The sequence below is a fragment of the Microbispora rosea genome (genome assembly GCF_044460045.1).
Classification (GTDB): Bacteria; Actinomycetota; Actinomycetes; order Streptosporangiales; family Streptosporangiaceae; genus Microbispora; species Microbispora rosea.
The window spans coordinates 60177-76943 of the sequence record NZ_JBITJO010000003.1 but is presented as its reverse complement, the minus strand read 5'-3'; the positions used below and the strand labels follow the sequence as shown (position 1 = coordinate 76943).

General features: G+C 71.6%; 15 protein-coding genes. 10 read left to right on the top strand and 5 right to left on the bottom strand.

Features of this window, described 5'->3' with window-relative positions; all coding sequences use genetic code 11:
* The first annotated feature begins 230 nt into the window (after nucleotides 1–230).
* From ACIBK1_RS12805 to ACIBK1_RS12795, 3 genes are all read left to right on the top strand, one after another.
* Nucleotides 231–1187, top strand: a complete 957-nt coding sequence (locus ACIBK1_RS12805; RefSeq protein WP_051761543.1) for an ABC transporter ATP-binding protein — start codon at nucleotides 231–233, stop codon at nucleotides 1185–1187.
* A 56-nt stretch (nucleotides 1188–1243) separates the two neighbouring features.
* Nucleotides 1244–1957 carry an ABC transporter permease gene (locus ACIBK1_RS12800; protein ID WP_051761567.1) on the top strand — a complete coding sequence of 238 codons (714 nt, stop codon included), beginning with the start codon at nucleotides 1244–1246 and terminating at the stop codon, nucleotides 1955–1957.
* A gap of 169 nt (nucleotides 1958–2126) precedes the next feature.
* Nucleotides 2127–3038: an EamA family transporter gene (locus ACIBK1_RS12795; RefSeq protein WP_030507295.1), complete on the top strand. Its 912-nt coding sequence runs from the start codon at nucleotides 2127–2129 to the stop codon at nucleotides 3036–3038.
* 10 nt (nucleotides 3039–3048) lie between these two features.
* Here ACIBK1_RS12795 and ACIBK1_RS12790 read toward each other — a convergent pair whose 3' ends face one another.
* Complete coding sequence (locus ACIBK1_RS12790) at nucleotides 3049–3756, bottom strand: GntR family transcriptional regulator (RefSeq protein WP_036405844.1); 708 nt, start codon at nucleotides 3754–3756, stop codon at nucleotides 3049–3051.
* Between the two features lie 164 nt (nucleotides 3757–3920).
* On the opposite strand from ACIBK1_RS12790, the gene ACIBK1_RS12785 reads away from it, so the two are divergent.
* Both ACIBK1_RS12785 and ACIBK1_RS12780 read left to right on the top strand, forming a co-directional pair.
* On the top strand, nucleotides 3921–4928 hold the full coding sequence (locus ACIBK1_RS12785; protein ID WP_051761544.1) for a COX15/CtaA family protein: 1008 nt from the start codon (nucleotides 3921–3923) through the stop codon (nucleotides 4926–4928).
* 6 nt (nucleotides 4929–4934) lie between these two features.
* Entirely contained in the window at nucleotides 4935–5675 is a 741-nt protein-coding gene (locus ACIBK1_RS12780; protein WP_030507298.1) for a SanA/YdcF family protein, read from the top strand.
* Between the two features lie 362 nt (nucleotides 5676–6037).
* On the opposite strand, the gene ACIBK1_RS12775 is transcribed toward ACIBK1_RS12780, so the two are convergent.
* Both ACIBK1_RS12775 and ACIBK1_RS12770 read right to left on the bottom strand, forming a co-directional pair.
* A complete protein-coding gene (locus ACIBK1_RS12775) occupies nucleotides 6038–7129 on the bottom strand; it encodes a lytic polysaccharide monooxygenase auxiliary activity family 9 protein (protein WP_030507299.1) in 1092 nt (363 codons plus the stop codon).
* Between the two features lie 201 nt (nucleotides 7130–7330).
* On the bottom strand, nucleotides 7331–8746 hold the full coding sequence (locus ACIBK1_RS12770) for a PrsW family intramembrane metalloprotease (RefSeq protein WP_063754590.1): 1416 nt from the start codon (nucleotides 8744–8746) through the stop codon (nucleotides 7331–7333).
* A 140-nt stretch (nucleotides 8747–8886) separates the two neighbouring features.
* Here ACIBK1_RS12770 and ACIBK1_RS12765 point away from each other — a divergent pair, with 140 nt between their 5' ends.
* The 3 genes from ACIBK1_RS12765 (at nucleotide 8887) to ACIBK1_RS12755 (ending at nucleotide 11981) form a co-directional block, all read left to right on the top strand.
* The gene (locus ACIBK1_RS12765) at nucleotides 8887–10437 is read left to right on the top strand and encodes a N,N-dimethylformamidase beta subunit family domain-containing protein (protein WP_197042543.1); all 1551 of its coding nucleotides are present in this window, start codon (nucleotides 8887–8889) and stop codon (nucleotides 10435–10437) included.
* Nucleotides 10438–10578: 141 nt separating this feature from the next.
* Nucleotides 10579–10977: a nuclear transport factor 2 family protein gene (locus tag ACIBK1_RS12760; RefSeq protein WP_030507302.1), complete on the top strand. Its 399-nt coding sequence runs from the start codon at nucleotides 10579–10581 to the stop codon at nucleotides 10975–10977.
* A 2-nt stretch (nucleotides 10978–10979) separates the two neighbouring features.
* Nucleotides 10980–11981 carry a zinc-dependent alcohol dehydrogenase family protein gene (locus tag ACIBK1_RS12755; RefSeq protein WP_030507303.1) on the top strand — a complete coding sequence of 334 codons (1002 nt, stop codon included), beginning with the start codon at nucleotides 10980–10982 and terminating at the stop codon, nucleotides 11979–11981.
* A gap of 998 nt (nucleotides 11982–12979) precedes the next feature.
* Here ACIBK1_RS12755 and ACIBK1_RS12750 read toward each other — a convergent pair.
* Nucleotides 12980–13888, bottom strand: coding sequence for a LysR family transcriptional regulator (locus ACIBK1_RS12750; protein WP_030507304.1), 909 nt, complete (start codon nucleotides 13886–13888; stop codon nucleotides 12980–12982).
* Nucleotides 13889–14266: 378 nt separating this feature from the next.
* On the opposite strand from ACIBK1_RS12750, the gene ACIBK1_RS12745 reads away from it, so the two are divergent.
* Both ACIBK1_RS12745 and ACIBK1_RS12740 read left to right on the top strand, forming a co-directional pair.
* Nucleotides 14267–14767, top strand: a complete 501-nt coding sequence (locus tag ACIBK1_RS12745) for a hypothetical protein (RefSeq protein ID WP_156080861.1) — start codon at nucleotides 14267–14269, stop codon at nucleotides 14765–14767.
* A gap of 151 nt (nucleotides 14768–14918) precedes the next feature.
* The gene (locus tag ACIBK1_RS12740; protein ID WP_331281163.1) at nucleotides 14919–15395 is read left to right on the top strand and encodes an MMPL family transporter; all 477 of its coding nucleotides are present in this window, start codon (nucleotides 14919–14921) and stop codon (nucleotides 15393–15395) included.
* Between the two features lie 410 nt (nucleotides 15396–15805).
* Here the strand turns inward: ACIBK1_RS12740 and ACIBK1_RS12735 are convergent, their stop codons facing one another.
* On the bottom strand, nucleotides 15806–16759 hold the full coding sequence (locus ACIBK1_RS12735; RefSeq protein ID WP_030507307.1) for a heme o synthase: 954 nt from the start codon (nucleotides 16757–16759) through the stop codon (nucleotides 15806–15808).
* Between the last annotated feature and the right edge of the window lie 8 nt (nucleotides 16760–16767).

Here is a 16767-nt window from a genome sequence, read left to right as displayed (position 1 = left end):
CAAACCCAAGGTGAGGTCGGCGGGGATGCAATTTCTCACGCAGGTAAGCCTTACCTAACCTGCGACAACGGGACTTTTCCGCATCCTTTACCTCCCTGGACTGGAATGGCGGCACTCGCCGACGAGAGCGCGCCTCCCGCTCCCTAGACTCGATGCCGTCGACGACTGACCAGGGCGGCCCGCATCCGGCCGGCTCCGGCGGTCGGTGCTGCGAGGGGAGGCCGGTGGGAGTGCCGGGGGTTGACAGCACGTTCGAGAGCACGCTCGGCAGCGCGGGTGGCGCCGCGCCGGCGGTAGAGATCGACGGGCTGGTCAAGCGCTACGGAGGCACCACGGCCGTCGACGGGCTGACCCTCACCTGCGCGCGGGGCGCCGTCACGGCGATCCTCGGGCCCAACGGCGCGGGCAAGACCTCGACGATCGAGATCTGCGAGGGCTTCCGGCGGCCGGACGGCGGGACCGTGCGCGTGCTCGGCCTGGACCCGGCCGACCCCGCCCTGAAGCCGCGCCTGGGGATCATGCCGCAGACGGGAGGGGTGCCTCCCGCCGCCCGCGCGGGCGAGTGGCTGCGAGTGGTCTCCCGGTTCTACGCCCACCCGCTCGACCCCGACTCCCTGCTCGGCCTGCTCGGCCTGGCCGACCACACGCGCACGCCGTACCGGCGGCTGTCGGGCGGCCAGCAGCAGCGCCTGTCGCTCGCGGCCGCGGTGATCGGGCGGCCGGAACTGGTCTTCCTCGACGAGCCGACCGCCGGTCTCGACCCGCAGGCGCGGCACGCCTGCTGGGACCTGGTCGCCGCGCTGCGCGCCGCCGGGGTCTCGGTGGTGCTCACGACCCACCAGATGGACGAGGCCGAGAAGCTCTCCGATCACGTGGTGGTCATCGACCACGGCCGGGTGGTGGCCGAGGGCACGCCCGAGTCGCTGACCGGCGCCGAGCGCCAGCTCAGGTTCCGTGCCCGCCCGGGGCTCGACCTGGAGGAACTGCTGGCCGCGCTGCCGCCGGGCAGCGCCGCCAAGGAGTCGCCCTCGGGGCACTACATCATCGAGGGGCAGGTCGGCCCGCAGCTGCTCGCCACCGTCACGGCCTGGTGCGCCACCGAGGGCGTCACCACCGAGGACCTGCGCATCGAGCGGCGCACGCTGGAGGACGTCTTCCTCGAACTGACCGGCAGGGAGCTGCGGTGACCACGATCGCCACGCTGGACCTCACGCCGCGGCCCGGGGCCGCGCCGCTGCACCGGATGGTCCTCGCGCAGGCGGGCGCGGAGATCCGGGCCATGCTGCGCAACGGCGAGCAGCTCCTGCTCACGATGATCATCCCGATCCTGCTGCTCGTCGGATTCTCCACGGCCCCGCTGGTGGACGTCGGCGGCGGCGCGCGCGTCGACTTCGTCGCCCCCGGCATCCTCGCGCTCGCGGTCATGTCGACCGCGTTCACCGGGCAGGCGATCGCCACCGGCTTCGAGCGCAGGTACGGCGTGCTGAAGCGCCTGGGCGCGACCCCGCTGTCACGGACCGGGCTGCTGCTGGCCAAGACCGTCGCGGTCGTCGCCGTGGAGGTGCTGCAGGTCGTCGTGATCGTCGCGGTGGCGCTGGCGCTCGGCTGGTCGCCGCACGGCGACCCGCTGTGGGGCGTGCCGCTCCTCCTGCTGGGCACGGCGGCCTTCAGCGGCCTCGGCCTGCTCATGGCCGGCACGCTGCGAGCGGAGGCCACGCTGGCCGGCGCCAACCTCGTCTACCTGGTGCTGCTCGGGCTCGGCGGCGTGCTGTTCCCGCTGGACCGGTTCCCGGCCGGGGTGCAACACGTGCTCGGGCTGCTGCCGATCAGCGCGCTCACCTCCGGGCTGCGGAACGCCCTGAGCACCGGCGGCTTCCCCGGCGGCGCGCTGCTCGTGCTGCTGTGCTGGACGGTGGCCGCGCTCGCCCTGGCCGCCCGCACGTTCCGCTGGGAATGACCCGGGCCCGCGGCGAGTGACTCGGGCCCACCGAGTGACACGAGCCCACCGGGAGTGACACGGGCCCGCGGGGAGTGACGACGCCGGGGCCCCTACCTGCGGCCTGACGGCCGGCGCATATGATTGCGGGCGTTTGTCTCTGATCAATGCCTTTTGTGGGGTTGCCGGCATGACCGCTGAATCCCTTCCGGACGCCGAGTCGTATCGCGGGTGGCGGTCGCCGAGCAGGGCGCTGCGGGCCGCCTCCGACGCGATACCGCCCTCGGGGCTGGTGCTGCTGGGAATCCTGTCGGTCCAGGTCGGCGCCGGACTGGCCAAGAACCTGTTCACGCAGCTGTCCCCTTCGGCCGTGGTCTTCCTGCGCATCGCCACCAGCGCCGTCATGCTGCTGGCCGTCGTCCGGCCCAAGGTGCGCGGGCTGTCACGGCGCGACCTCTCCGTCGGCGTCGCGTTCGGGCTCAGCCTCGGCCTGATGAACCTGTCGTTCTACGAGGCCCTCGCCCGGCTGCCGATCGGGATCACGGTGGCCATCGAGTTCATCGGGCCGCTCACCCTGGCCGTGGTGTCCTCCCGCCGCCGGCTCGACCTGCTGTGGGTGGGACTGGCCGCCGCGGGCGTGATCCTGCTCGCCCCCTGGGGAGACGCGGGGACCGCGAGCTGGATCGGCATCGGGTTCGCGGCGCTGGCGGGGACGTTCTGGGCCGCCTACATCGTGTTCTCCGCGGCCACGGGCGCCCGCTTCCCCGGCGCGAGCGGGCTGTCGTTCGCCATGATCGTGTCCACGATCGTCGTCGCGCCCATCGGGGTCACCGCGGGCGGGAGCGATCTGCTGCGGCCCGAGATTCTGCTGGTCGGCGCGGGGGTGGGCCTGCTCTCCTCCGTCATCCCCTACTCGCTGGAACTCGAGGCCCTGCGCCGGATGCCCAAGCGGGTCTTCGGCATCCTGATGAGCCTGGAGCCCGCCGCCGCCGCGCTCGTCGGCCTCTTCGTCCTGCACGAGGTGCTCCAGGTCCGCGAGTGGGCGGCCATCGGCTGCGTGGTCGTCGCCTCGATCGGCGCCACCCGGGCGGGCGACGGCTGAGCCGCACCGCTCAGGCCGGGGGCGGGTCGGCCGACCAGATCGCGCGTACGTGCTGCAGATGGTGGTTCATCAGGCGCTCGGCCGCCTGGGCGTCACCGCGTACGAGGGCGTCGAGGAGATCGAGGTGCTCGCGCGCCGAGGACGCCAGCATCTGCGCGTCGGGCAGCCCGCGCAGCCCGTAGAGCCGGGCCCGGGCGCGCAGGTCCCTGACCGTCTCGACCAGCCGGGCGTTGCCCGACAGGGCCAGCAGCGCGAGGTGGAATCGCTGGTCGGCCGCCACGTAGGCGAGCAGGTCGCCTCGTCCGGCGGCGGAGACGATCTCCTCGGCGATCGGGCGCAGCGCCTCGGCCCGCGCGCCCAGGGACTCTCCGGCGAGCCGGGTCACCGTGGGCACCTCGATCAGCCGCCTGATCTCGATGATCTCGTCGAGGTCGCGCTCGGACACCTCGGCGACCCGGAAGCCCTTGTTGCGCAGGGCCTCGAACAGGCCCTCCTTGGCGAGGTCGAGCATCGCCTCCCGCACCGGTGTGGCCGAGACCCCGAACCTGGCCGCCAGCGCGGGGGCCGAATAGACGACCCCGGGCCGCATCTCCCCGGCCACCAGCGCGTCGCGCAGCGCCTGCGCCACCTGCTCGCGCAGGTTCTGCCGCGTTCCGGCGCCCGCCGCGCGGAGGTCGTCACGCTCACGGCTCGCCGGTCCGTTCCACGCCCCGCCCATCGACCGGCCACCGCCCTCCTCGGTCCCGTACGGCCGATCGTACCGGCCTTGCCGGGGAAAACGATCAGTGCGTGCCCGGGCGGCCCCCGAGGGAGCGGGGACGGCGCGGGCCTGGCCGGACGGCGCGCGGCCCGGAGAAGGGACCACCCCCATGGCCGCCTACGATGAATTCCGTGAATCCCACGACTGACCGGATCCGCGGCACGTTGCTCGCTCTGTATCGCTCGTTGAGGTTTCCCACGAACGAGTCGATGCGGCGGTGGGCCCTGGCGGCGATCGTGGTCAACGTCGGCATCACCGTCACGGGCGCCGCCGTCCGCGTCACCGGCTCCGGCCTCGGCTGCCCGACCTGGCCGCGCTGCACGCCGGACAGCTTCGTCCCGGCGAGGATCGACACGCACGCGCCGCTCAACATGGCGATCGAGTTCGGCAACCGCCTGCTGTCGTTCCTCGTGCTCGCGGTCGCGGCCGCGTGTGTGATCGTCGCCTGGCAGCTGTCGAGGGGCGAGCGCGGCCGCCCGGTCCTGCTGCGGCTCGCGCTGGTGCAGCCGGCCGGCGTCCTCGTCCAGGCCCTGTGGGGCGGTGTCGTGGTGCACACGATGCTCAACCCCGTGACCGTCAGCGTCCACTTCCTGCTGTCCATCGGCATGACCGCCGCCGCCGTCGTGCTGTTCGCCCGGGCGGGCGAGGGCGACGCCCCGGCGGAACGGCTGGTCCACAGGGACATCCGCACGCTCGCGTACGCGCTGTCCGCGGCGGCCTTCGCGCTGCTGCTGGCCGGTGTGGTGGTGACCGGCACCGGGCCGCACTCGGGGGACGAGGCGGCCTCCCGCTTCGGCTTCGACATCCAGAGCGTGGTGCGGCTGCACACCGACATCGCCTACGTCGTCGTCGGGCTGACGTTCGCCCTGCTGTTCGCCCTGCGCGTCAGCGACGCCCCCGGCCGGGCCCGGCGCGCCGCGCTCGTGCTGCTCGGGGTGGAGCTGTCCCAGGGCGTGGTCGGGTATGTGCAGTACTTCCTCGCCGTCCCCGCGGCGCTGGTGCTCCTGCACGTGCTGGGAGCGACGCTCGTATGGGTCTGCGCGCTGCGCGTCGTGTTCCTGATGCGGACCCGGGGTCCCGCGCCCGCCCCCGCCCACGAGCAACCGGAGCTCCACCACGCGGGGGTGTGACCCGAGGTGGAGGGGCTCCCCGGCTCCTCGTCCCCCGGGGGCGTCCTGTCCCGGGTCGTCCGCCCCTGGACCTGGTCGCGTACGGCACTGCGCCGGGGTTTCCAGGGCCTGGTCGCCCTGAGCGTGCTGCCGCTGGCGCCGATGACCTGGGCCTGGCTGACGAGCTCCGCCCACCGGGTGACCGCCGAGCCGGGCACGAACTGGACCACCGAGGTGCCCGCGATGCCGGCCGCGCTCGTGCTGGGTGCGGGCGTCAGGAACGGGAAGCCCACCCCGATGCTGAGCGCCCGGCTCGACATCGCGGCCGAGCTGTACCGCGTGGGCAAGGTCCGGGCCCTGCTGCTGTCCGGCGACAACAGCCGCGAGGACTACGACGAGCCCTCGATCATGCGTGACTACCTGATCGCGCACGGCGTCCCGGCCGGAAAGATCGTGCTCGACTACGCCGGGTTCGACACGTGGGACTCCTGCGTGCGGGCCAAGGAGATCTTCGGCGCGTCCCGTCTCGTCGTCGTGACCCAGGTGTTCCACCTCCCCCGGGCCGTCGCGCTGTGCCGTGCGGCGGGGCTGGACGCGTTCGGCGTCGGCGACGACTCCAGCCACGACTGGCCGGTGGAGACGCTGGCCTACGCCGTCAGGGAGTTCCCCGCCTCCGCCAAGGCCCTGGTGGACAGCCTGGTCCTGCACTCCTCGCCGCGTTTCCTCGGCCGTCGCGAGACCGCGCTCGACCGCGCGCTGACCGGCTGAGCGCACGAGCCCGGCGCGTGGCACGTGGCGGCGGCGTGACGGGCGGAGCGGCGGGCGGCGTGACGAGCGGGGCGGCGAAACTTTCATCGGGCCACACGCCCTGACCTGGGCGGACGTGACGGGCGGAGGCGCGTCCACTGGCCGGTGACGGCCCCGCGCGTTAGGGTCCGGCCACGTGGGAGCGCTCCCACCATCCCCCGAGGGAGGTGAGGCCACACCCACAGTGGCTATCGCACCGCGGGTACGAGCGGATCCTCCTCCGCCCACCCATCGCGCAACGCCCGGGGAGCCGCCGTGACGGCTTCCCGGGCGTCTCCCGCGGACTCCGGCGCCGGGCCGTGCCGCGCGGGATCAGGCCCCGCTCAGCCGCAGCTGATGTCGCTGATCGACGGCGTGGCCGACCCGCTGCCGAGGAACCCGGCCGTGGCCGAGGCCCCCGGGGCCAGCGAGGAGTTCCACTCCGGGGCGTGGATCATCGCGAACGGCCCGCTCTGCATGGACGTGCCGTTCCACGCCTGCGTGATCGTCGCGCCGTTCGACATCTGCCACTGCACGTACCAGCCGTTGAGCGGTCCCGTGCCGGTGTTCTTGATGGTGACCTCGCCCTGGAAGCCGCCCTGCCAGGTGTTGGTCAGCTTCACCGTGGCCGTGCAGGCCGGGTTTCCGGCCGTCGGGGAGGCGGAGGGGCTGGGCGACGGGCTCGGCGACGGGCTCCTGGTGGGTGAGGCGCTCGGCGAGGGGCTCGGCGAGACGCCGTCGCGGAGGAAGTTCACGTCCGAGCAGCCGTAGAAGGTCTCCTGGCTGTCCGAGCGGTACCAGACGGCGTAGATGATGTGCCGGCCGCTCTTGTCGGGCAGCTTGCCGGAGAAGCGGTAGGCGCCGTTGCTGACCTCAGGCTCGGGGTCGGCCGTGAGGAACGGCTGCTCCTCCATGTCGTCCCACGTGAGCGGCCGGGTCGGGTTCCAGCCGTCCTTGGTGACGTAGAGCTTGAAGCCGCCGGGGTGCGGCACCCATGCGCCGTAGACGAAGTTGTAGGTGCTGTTGGCCTTCAGCGTGGTGGTCGGCCAGTCTGTCCTCGGCGCGTCGTAGGCGGCGTACTTGCTGAAACCGCCGCTGCACAGCTGGCCGTCGGGGATGAAGCCCCGGGTGCGGCCGCCTCCGTCGGAGCGGAGCACGCCGTACCAGTCGTAGAGGGGCTGGGTGCCGCCGGCCGCCACGGCGTCCTTGCAGGCGGGGTTGTTGGGGATGATCTGGCCGCCGGTGAGGCCGTCGGTGTAGCACGCGTACGTGCGGCTCGCGGGGGCCTGCAGGGCGCCGTGCGCCTCGGCCGCGGTCTGCGTCAGGACCGCGACGAGGCCGGCGAGCACGGCCGCCACCGCGGCGAGCACGGCGAGTTTTCGCCCGGGCCTCAGGGACAGCGATCTCCAACGCGGGGATCGCGCTGTGGTGCTCATGGTTGGGGGTTCTCCTCATGGTGGGCGGGCACGCCTTCCGGAGAAGGCCGCGCCGTCTGGGGCTGTCGTACGAGAAGAACGCATGCGGCATCGCCGCACGCCCTCCTGGAGCCCACCCATCAAGTGGCCACCGCGCACAGTGATTGAAACACGCACCGGCCGTCCGGGCCAAGCGCCACCGCGACCTTGCCGCGGGGCGGATCAGCGCCGCGGGTCGCCGAGCCCGGGATCCGGCCCGGCGCCGGGACCGAGGCCCCCCTGCGGCGGGCCCTGCGGCGGGTTCTGCGGCGGCCCTGGTGGCTGCCCGGGACCGCCCAGCGGGTACCCGTACCCGGGAGGCGGCCCTTCCGGCGGCGGGCCGTGGCCCGGCCCGCCTGGTCGCTGTCCGTACCAGGGCGGCACGGGAGGACCGCCGCCGGGCCACCGGCCCGGGGGTGGGGCGCCCGGCGCGTACCCCGGCGGGGGCACCCCCCGCGCGGCGTTCGCCTGGTGGCGTTCCGGCAGCGGGAACGACAGCCGGGCGTAGGCCATGAGGTCCGCGAGCGCCCGCTGCTGGGCGCGGAAGGTCTCCTCGTCCACCCCGCCCCTGGCCGCCCGGGCGTGCAGCAGCCCGAGCTCGGTGGAGGCGACCTGATAGTCGATCATCGCCCGTGCCCCGGCCCTGCCGCCGTGGGCCTTGGCCCACACCCTGGCCTGCCGGCGGCGGCGCAGGGACGACAGCATGAAGATGTCGGCCTGGTTGATCAGCCCGTTGCGCTCGTACGGCGGCAGGTAGTGGTGGATCAGGCCGACGATCCGCCGTCTGTCCCGGAAGATCACGATGAGCTCGACGATGAGCAGGATCATCAGCAGCAGGTAGGCGATGGCGAGCCCGCCGAGGCCGCCGAAGGTGGCGAAGCCGTTCCAGAGGCCGTGCAGCAGCATGGCCCCGATCCACCCGATGACGATGACGACGACCCCCACCGCGCCCCCGCGCTGCGCGGCGTACGCCACCGCGATGCCGATCAAAGAGGTGAACAGCGGATGGGCGAACGGCGACAGCACGGCCCGCAGCACGAGCGTGGCGGCCAGCCCCTGCGCGCCGTTCTCCTCCAGCGCGGCCAGGTAGTAGCTGACGTTCTCCGACATGGCGAAGCCGAGCCCGACCATGCTGGCGTAGATGATCCCGTCGGTGGGCCCGTCCAGCTCCTGCCGCCGGAACCACAGCAGCCCGAGCAGGACCAGCCCCTTGGCCGTCTCCTCCACGGGCGGGGCGCCGAAGGTGGCGACGAGGTTGCGCGCGCTGGTCGCGTCCCCGAGCTGATGGGCCACGTAGACGAGGTTGAGCGAGTTGAGCACGCCGGCGAGCAGCACGGCGATGCCCGCGCCCCAGGCGAACGCGAAGATCAGGTTGGTGCGCGGCTCCGGCTCCATGCGGTCGAGGGCGAGCACGCCCGCGAGCAGCAGCGGCACGGGGGCCACCGCGAGCCCGAGCGCGATGAAGAACTGGACCGGCTCGCCGTTGATGATGTCGAAGGAGAACGACACCAGGGCGCAGATTCCGGCGACGACCAGACCCACGATGAGGCCGATGGACGGACGCTCCCTGAGAACGGCGCGGGGGTCGAGGCCTGCCACTGTGCGACTGTAACCGACCACGCCCGCCGCGGTCCTCCTCCGGCCCCAAAAGATCCTCATGCATTCCGTGCCGGGGCAAGTATCTCGCAGGCGCGCCGGTCGTCTCGAACACGTCCCGGTTGCGGGCACAATGGGCGATCATGGATGTCGCACCACGTGACGGGCTCGGACGACGGGGGTTCCTCCGTATCGCGTGCGCCGCCGCCGTCGGCTCGGTGGCCGCATGCGCGCCCGGGTCCCGGGAAGGCTCCGCGCCCGCCTCCTCCTCGCCCTCCCCCGCCTCTCCGTCGCCGTCCAGGAAGCCGGTGGCGGAACGGCTGCTGCCCGGCGACCCGGACTGGCGGGTGCGTGAGCGCGGCCCCGACGAGGCGATCGAGGGCTACGGCGACCGCGCGAGCGTGCTGCCCGGGGAGTCGTTCGGGCTGCACGTCTCCACTACCGAGGGCCGCTACCGGGTCACGGCCTACCGGATGGGCTGGTACGGCGGCACGCTCGCCCGCCGGGTGTGGCGCTCGGGGTGGATGAAGGGGCGCGACCAGGGCCGCGGACGGCTCGCCGGCGACACCCGCACCGTACGGGCCCGGTGGCGGCGCTCCCTGACCGTGTCCACGGAGGGCTGGCCCGAGGGGGCCTACCTGCTGCGCCTGGACACCGAGCGCGGCCACCAGCGGTACGTGCCGCTGGTCGTGCGCTCGGCCTCCGGGGCCGGCCGCACGGTCCTGGTGCACGCCACCCCCACCTGGCAGGCGTACAACCGGTGGGGCGGCTACAGCCTCTACTACGGCGAGGACGGCCGCTACGAGAGCCGCTCGCTCGCGGTCAGCTTCGACCGGCCCTACGACAGCACCGGAATGGAGAAGTTCCTCATCCACGAGCGGCCGGTGGTGGCCCTCGCCGAACGGCTCGGCCTGCCCCTGGCGTACACGACGGGCGGCGACCTGGAGGCCGGCGACGACGTGCTCACCGGCGCCTCCGCGGTGATCTTCCTCGGGCACGACGAGTACTGGACGCCCGGGGTGCGCCGCACGGTGACCGAGGCCCGCGACGCCGGCGCCAACCTGGCCTTCCTGGGCGCCAACACCTGCTTCCGCCGCGTCCGGATGGAGGAGGACGGCAAGCTGGTGGTCTGCTACAAGACCGCGGTGGACCGCGATCCGCTGGTCCGCACGCGCCCGTCGCTGGCGACGACCGACTTCCGGGCGGCGCCGAAGGCCGATCCCGAGTCGTCGCTCATCGGGGTCTACTACGACGGCTATCCCGTGGACGCGCCGTTCGTCGTGCACGAGCCCCGCCACTGGATCTTCGCGGGCACCGGTGTGCGCCGCGGCGACGCGTTCCCCCACCTCGTGGGCGTGGAGTACGACCGGGTGAACACGGACGTGCCGACGCCCAGGCCGCTGCAGATCCTCGCCCACTCGCCGGTCACCTGCGTGGGACGGCCCAGCTTCGCCGACGCGGCCTACTACACCGCCCCGAGCGGGGCCGGGGTGTTCGCCTCGGGAACCATGCGGTGGGCCGAGACGCTCATGGCACGCACCCGCGACCTGCCGCGGGCGCACGGGATCGACGCGCGTACGCGGGCCTTCGTCACCGCCACGACGACCAACCTGCTCAAGGGTTTCGCCGAAGGACCCGCCGCCGAGCGCCTGCCCGCCCCCGACGACAACGTCCGCCGCGTCTACCGCGCCTGACGCCGCGGCCCGTCACGGACGGGCGCCCTCCCCTCCCGCCCGGCGTACGGCGTCGCGCGCGCAGGCCCGCCCTTGACTAGTAGATCGACTGGTCGATATAACCCTATAGACCGAACGTTCTATCTCGCTCAGGGAGCCGATGTGCCGCAACTGACCACGGCCGAGGTCATCGACCGCTTCAACCACGCGTTCGTCCACCACGACCCCGCGATTCTCGACGACCTGGTCGCCGAGGACTGCGTGATGGAGGCCGTCCAGCCGGCTCCGGACGGGGAGCGCGTCGAGGGACGCCAGGCGTGCCTGACGTTCTGGCGGACGCTCGCCGGCGACCGCACCACCCAGTTCGGGCCGGAGGACGTCTGGGTCGACGGCGACCGCGCGACGATCATGTGGCGCTACCGCTTCGGCGACGGCCCCGGCGACTCGGTGCGCGGAGTGAACCTCATGCGGGTCCGGGACGGGAGAATCGTCGCGGCCCTCGGCTACAGCAAGACCGGCGCCCCCGTCCCGCTCGCCACCGACTCCGACGCCCGGGCCTGACCATGCGCAGCTACCACCTCGACAGCGGCGCCGGAATCGCGGGACTGACGATCAGAGACCATCCCGACCCGGTCCCCGGCCCCGGTCAGGTCGTCGTGGCCGTACGCGCGGCGTCTCTGAGCTTCCGGGAACTGATGATCGCCCGCGGCGACTACGTCCTGCCGGTGAAGCCGGACGTGGTCCCGCTGTCCGACGGGGCCGGCGACATCGTGTCGGTCGGGCCCGGGGTCGACCCGCGGCGGATCGGCGAGCGGGTCGCCGCCACCCTCTTCCCCAGCTGGCAGGACGGCCCGTTCGGCATCGAGCACCTGCCGCAGCGAGGCGGCTCGTTAGACGGCATGCTCACGGAACGCGCCGTGGTCGCCGAGGACGCTCTGGTGCCGGTTCCCTGCCACTTGTCCTACGAGGAGGCGGCGACGCTCCCGTGCGCCGCGGTCACCGCCTGGAACGCCGTGACCGGCGCGGACGGTCTGCGTCCGGGCCAGACCGTGGTGACGCAGGGATCGGGCGGGGTGTCGCTGTTCGCCCTGCAGTTCGCCAAGACGCTCGGCGCCCGGGTGATCGCCACCACCAGCGCGCCCGGTAAGGCGGCCCGCCTGCTCGATCTCGGCGCGGACGATGTCATCGACTACCGTGCCGTCCCCGACTGGCCGGCGAGGGTCCGGGAACTCACCGGCGGGCGGGGCGCCGACCGCGTCATCGACGTGGCCGGCCTGCTGGAACAGTCCCTCAAGGCGGTGGCGATGGCAGGCCACGTCGCGTGCGTGGGCTTCGTCTCCGACACCGCGCCCCCGGTCGACACGCGCACGCTCTTCGCCTCCGGCGCCACCGTGCGGGCCGTCGCGGTCGGCAGCCGCGCCCAGTTCCTCGCCATGAACCGAGCCATCGAGGTCAACGGCCTTCGCCCGGTCATCGACCGCGCGTTCCCCTTCGACCAGGCTCGCGACGCCTATGACCGTTATGCCTCTGGCAAGGCGTTCGGCAAGGTCGTCATCACCATCTGACCGGGGACAGGCCCGGCCGCGCCACACCGGCTATCGATACGAAGACAAGGTCCCGTCCGAACTCCTTTCGGACGGGACCTCTCCTGGTTCACGAGGACGCCGCGGCTCGTGCGGCGATGTGTTCAAGCCGACCGGAAGCGTCGTGGCACCGCTGCACCTACTCCCCTGATCCGTACGCCGCCCCGGCACCGGCCGGGTCGTGGGCGTACGCGCGGCCGTAGCCAGGGGTGATGTTCCACGGGGGACGCCCGCGACGCCCTCCGCGCCACCGTTGGACCTCTCTTCGACGACGACGAGAGGTGCGGAATGGAGACGTTGCGACGTCTGGTCGGTCTGCCCGCGGGACGGATCGGCAAGTGGGTGGTGATCGCCGCCTGGCTGGTGGTGCTCGCCCCCCGGCGCGCTGGCCGCGGGGATCGGGCAGGTGCAGGACAACGACGAGACCAGCTGGATGCCGTCGGGGGCCCAGTCGACCCCGGGCCGTGGAACTGGCCCGGCGGGAGTTCCCCCGCATAGGAGTGAAGCCCCGGGCACGAGGTTCGTCCGGGGCTTTCGAGTGTGCTCACGGGCAGAGAGTCATCCGGGACGCACGACAATCCGAAGTCGATGCTCTTCTCGATGCCGTCGAGGTGTTCAGCGATCGCGGTCTGGGCGGTGAGCATGCCGATCTGGAGGCGGAGCTCGGGGGCGTGTGGTCGTTGAGCTGTACGCGCACCGCAGCGAGCTGTTCCCGCGCGATCCCGACACTGGTGTCCGCCATGGGGGTTACCTGCTCCCCTTCTCCGATGGGATCAGCACCTTGTCGAGGAACTCATCGAGGGTGTCTTCGTCGAGGTTGCCGTCCACGGCCAGCGCCGTTTCGATCGATCGCTTGCTCGCCTCGCGGGAGCTTGTACCGCGCGGGCCGAGCGGGTGGGGTGGGCTGCGACGAAATGCTCGATGCGGTTGGCGATGATGCCGGCGACGGCGTTCGCATGGGCGCGGCCATCGCATCGGGCCTACAGCAGGCGGCGGGGGCCGACAGCCTGAAATGCCTCCACCAGGGCATGAACGGCGGCACGCCGGTCGGTGCGCCGGCACGCGACGTAGTAGACCAGGGGCGCAGCGCCGGTCAGCGTCACCGACCGCAGGCTAGACCCTAGGAGTGGAGCGATGTGCGCGACCGCGGCGATCACGGCCTTGCCCTCGACGATGCTCCGCAAGACGCCTACGACATTCTCGGACTCGACCTCGACCAGGCGCGCCTCGCGGCGGGACCGCATGTCTGCGAGCCAGAACTGGTTCATCCACTCCTCGGCGACGGCCGGGATATACAACATTGGCTGTTCGATGAAGTCTTCCACGTTCATCGTTCCGGCGTCGGCGAAGGGATGCCGGGCGGCGACCACGCCCATGCGAGCGCTGGTGATCGGCAGGGGGAACGACTCCACGGCGGGATGGTGGACGGGCGCTATGTTCCACAGCACGTCCACCCGATTCTCGGGCAGGCAGCGAGTCAGCGCGGAAAAGGGAACGTCCTGAAGCACCAGCCGGGTCTCGGGGAAGCTGCGGCGGACGTGCCGTGCGATGCGGGTCATGTCGAATTGCCCAAGGATCGCGCCGCCGCCGGCGGGCATACCGACCCGCAGCGTGTAGCGGGCGGGTACCGCCCGGGCACTCTCACGGGCGGCGACGGCCTGAGCCATCAAGGGTTCGGCGGCGATCGCGAACCGTCGGCCTGCGGACGTAACGGCGAGCACACCCGTAGAGTCCCGCTCGATGAGGGGTACACCGAGTTGTCGTTCCAGACGTTGGACCCGCTTCGTCAACGCAGATGAGCTCATGTGCAGCCGCACGGCCGCACGCCCATAGTGCATCTCCTCCACGAGGACCAAGAAGTTGGCGACCAAACCCAGATCCAGGTCCATACGCCGCATTGTGCTTGAACCCGGCGACCGATCCAAGATGCCGGATTAGGGACATCGATCAGCGGTCGCTGCCGAAGTCTCCGGCACTGTCAAGACCCGATTCCGCATCGGAACGAGGGCGTGTCACACCCCACCAATGCGCGTAGAAATTCACCCAATACGGCATTGATCCATACGCGCCCGCGTGCATTGGTCCGAAAGCGAGGTCAGTAGGGAAGGTGGCAAAAACGACAGGGCGTGGTAGCGGCCGGCGCGCGGACGTACTCCTCTGGCGTCGTCTCGAACTCGCCGTTGAGGGATAGGACCGTCGCAGCTAGCGTCCATTCCGTGTGGCCGCAGTTGTGACAATTCAGCGAAGGTCCACACAAGGAGGCTTCAATGGCCATACGCACTGGACGTCGAACACTGTCCATGCTGGGGGCGCTCATCGCGATGGCAGGTGCGGCATTCGCCGCCGCTTCGGGCACAGCCGAGAGCGCCACACCAGGCCCGGCCGCCGTGTACAGCGGGTGGAAGAACAACTTCTCGACTGGGAAGACCGCGCCCGGCCAGCAGAAGCAGATCGCCAGGCTCTTTCTACCAGCGGGCAGCTACACCGTGTTCGCCAAGCTCAATCTGGAGCCGCCAGTTACCGAAGGCTACCCCGCGATCGTCAAGTGCTACCTTCGGGCTGGAGACGACAACGATTACGCTGTCGCCACCCAGGATCCGGTCCTTGCGTCGGTTCCCATGTCCTTGAACGTCGTGCACACCTTCACGGCAGGCGGCCAAGTGGTACTGAGCTGCGGAAGCCTTGGTTCGTCAGCCACCACAGAGCTGAGCATGATCAAGATTACGGCCATCCGGGCATCCTCGCTTTCGAACAAACTCCTGCCGTAATCTGCTCGATTCAGCTGTGCGACATCCCGTGATTTTCTCTGGCCCCCTGCCGGGGGCCCAGAACCTGCCCTGGGGCTCTTCCTTATTGCCCGCTGGGTCAGCTTGTGACGTAACTTGGTGCCGCTTCGCAACCGCCGGTTCCCTCCCCCTGATGCCGTGCCAGCGACTCTGTCCAGTCGTCCACCTCGTCGGTCCGGGAGCGACCAGACGGTGCTCACGCTCGGGGTCGATTCCTGGTGACGCTGGGTGTGGACCACCCGATCTTCCTCATGGCCCGGGTCAGGCAGGTGTCCGCGAGCGCGGGCACCGGGACGGCGTCGTCACGGCGCTCGTCGCAACGGGCGGCGTCATCGCCGGCGCCGGCGTCGTGCTCGCCGGGACGTTCATGGTGCTGACCGTCACCCCGGTGGTCCTCAACATCCAGTTCGGCCTGCTGGTCGCGCTCGGCGTGCTCGTCGACGCGTTCGTGGTGCGCACGGTCCTGGTCCCCGCCCTGGCGCTCGACATCGGCCCCGCGACCTGTGGCCCGCCCGTCCCACGCCCGCGCCTCGGCCGTGTCACCCCTCGGGATCGGCAGCCCGCCATGGTAGGCGAACACGACGAACTGGGGGCGGTCCCGCGCGCTTAGCCCTAGAAGAAGCCCGAACCACCCGCCCGAAGCCGGCGCGAGGAGCCACAGCACGGCCGGCGCGGGCACGCCCATCTCCGGCGCGTCCGGCACCGCCGTCAGGGACGAGAACGACAGGGTAGGCGGCGGTCACCGCCGCCGGCGCCGCCGCGGACACCCGTTCCGGGCGCCAGGCGGCGGCGGAGTACACGGCCACCGACGTCAGTGCGAGCACCGGGGCGTACGGATGACCCCGGGCCAGGAAGGCGATCGTGGCCGCGAAGGTGACCGTGAGGCCCGCGAGCGGCCACGCCGCCACCTTCCATGGCTCGAACGTACGCAAGAGTGCGCCGGGCGGCATCAGCGCCGTGACCTGTCCCATGGACACACCGGCCGTAGCCGTCTTCCGGCCGAGCCGGTGGCGGACCGGCTCAGGCGACCAGGGAGTCGATCGCGACGGCGAGGAACAGCAGCGCCAGGTAGATGTTCGACCAGTGGAAGAACCGCATCGGGCGCAGGTCGACGCCGGTCTTGCCGGCGTTCACCCGGCCGAGCAGGCGGTAGACCTCCACCAGGCAGACCGCGCCGAGCACGAGCGCCGCGGCCGGGTAGATCAAGGAGGTGCCGGCGATCGGCCACAGCAGCAGCGAGCAGAGCACGGTGGCCCAGGTGTAGGCGACGACCTGCCGGACGACCCGGCGCTCGGTGGCGACCACCGGCAGCATGGGCACTTCGGCCGCCGCGTAGTCCTCGCGGTAGCGCATGGCGAGCGTCCAGGTGTGCGGCGGCGTCCAGAAGAACACGACGCCGAACAGCACGACCGGGGCCCACGACAGCCCGCCGGTGATGCCGGCCCAGCCGATCAGCACCGGCATGCAGCCGGCGATGCCGCCCCACACGATGTTCTGCGACGTACGCCGCTTGAGCACCAGCGAGTACACGAAGACGTAGAACAGGATCGCGCCCAGCGACAGCACAGCGGCCAAGCCGTTGACCGTGAGCGCGAGCCCGAGCGTGGAAAGAGTGCCGAGAATCACACCGAAAATCAGCGCGCCCATCGGCGACACGTCGTGCTTGGCGAGCGGACGCCTGCGGGTGCGCCGCATCGTCCGGTCGATGTCCCGGTCGATGTAGCAGTTCAGGACGTTCGCGCTGCCCGCCGACAGCGTGCCGAACACCATGGTGGCGGTCGCGGTCCACAGGTCGGGCAGGCCGTGCGCCGCGAGGAACATGACCGGCAGGGTCGTGATCAGCAGCAGCTCGATGATCCGCGGCTTGGTGAGCGCCACGTAGGCCTTCACGAGCGCCCCGATGGAGCGGGGGGCCGTGGCCGTCGCGGCGGACCCGAGGGGGGTCACCGTCTGCTTGTTCGTCAGGACCGTCAAGGCGCTTC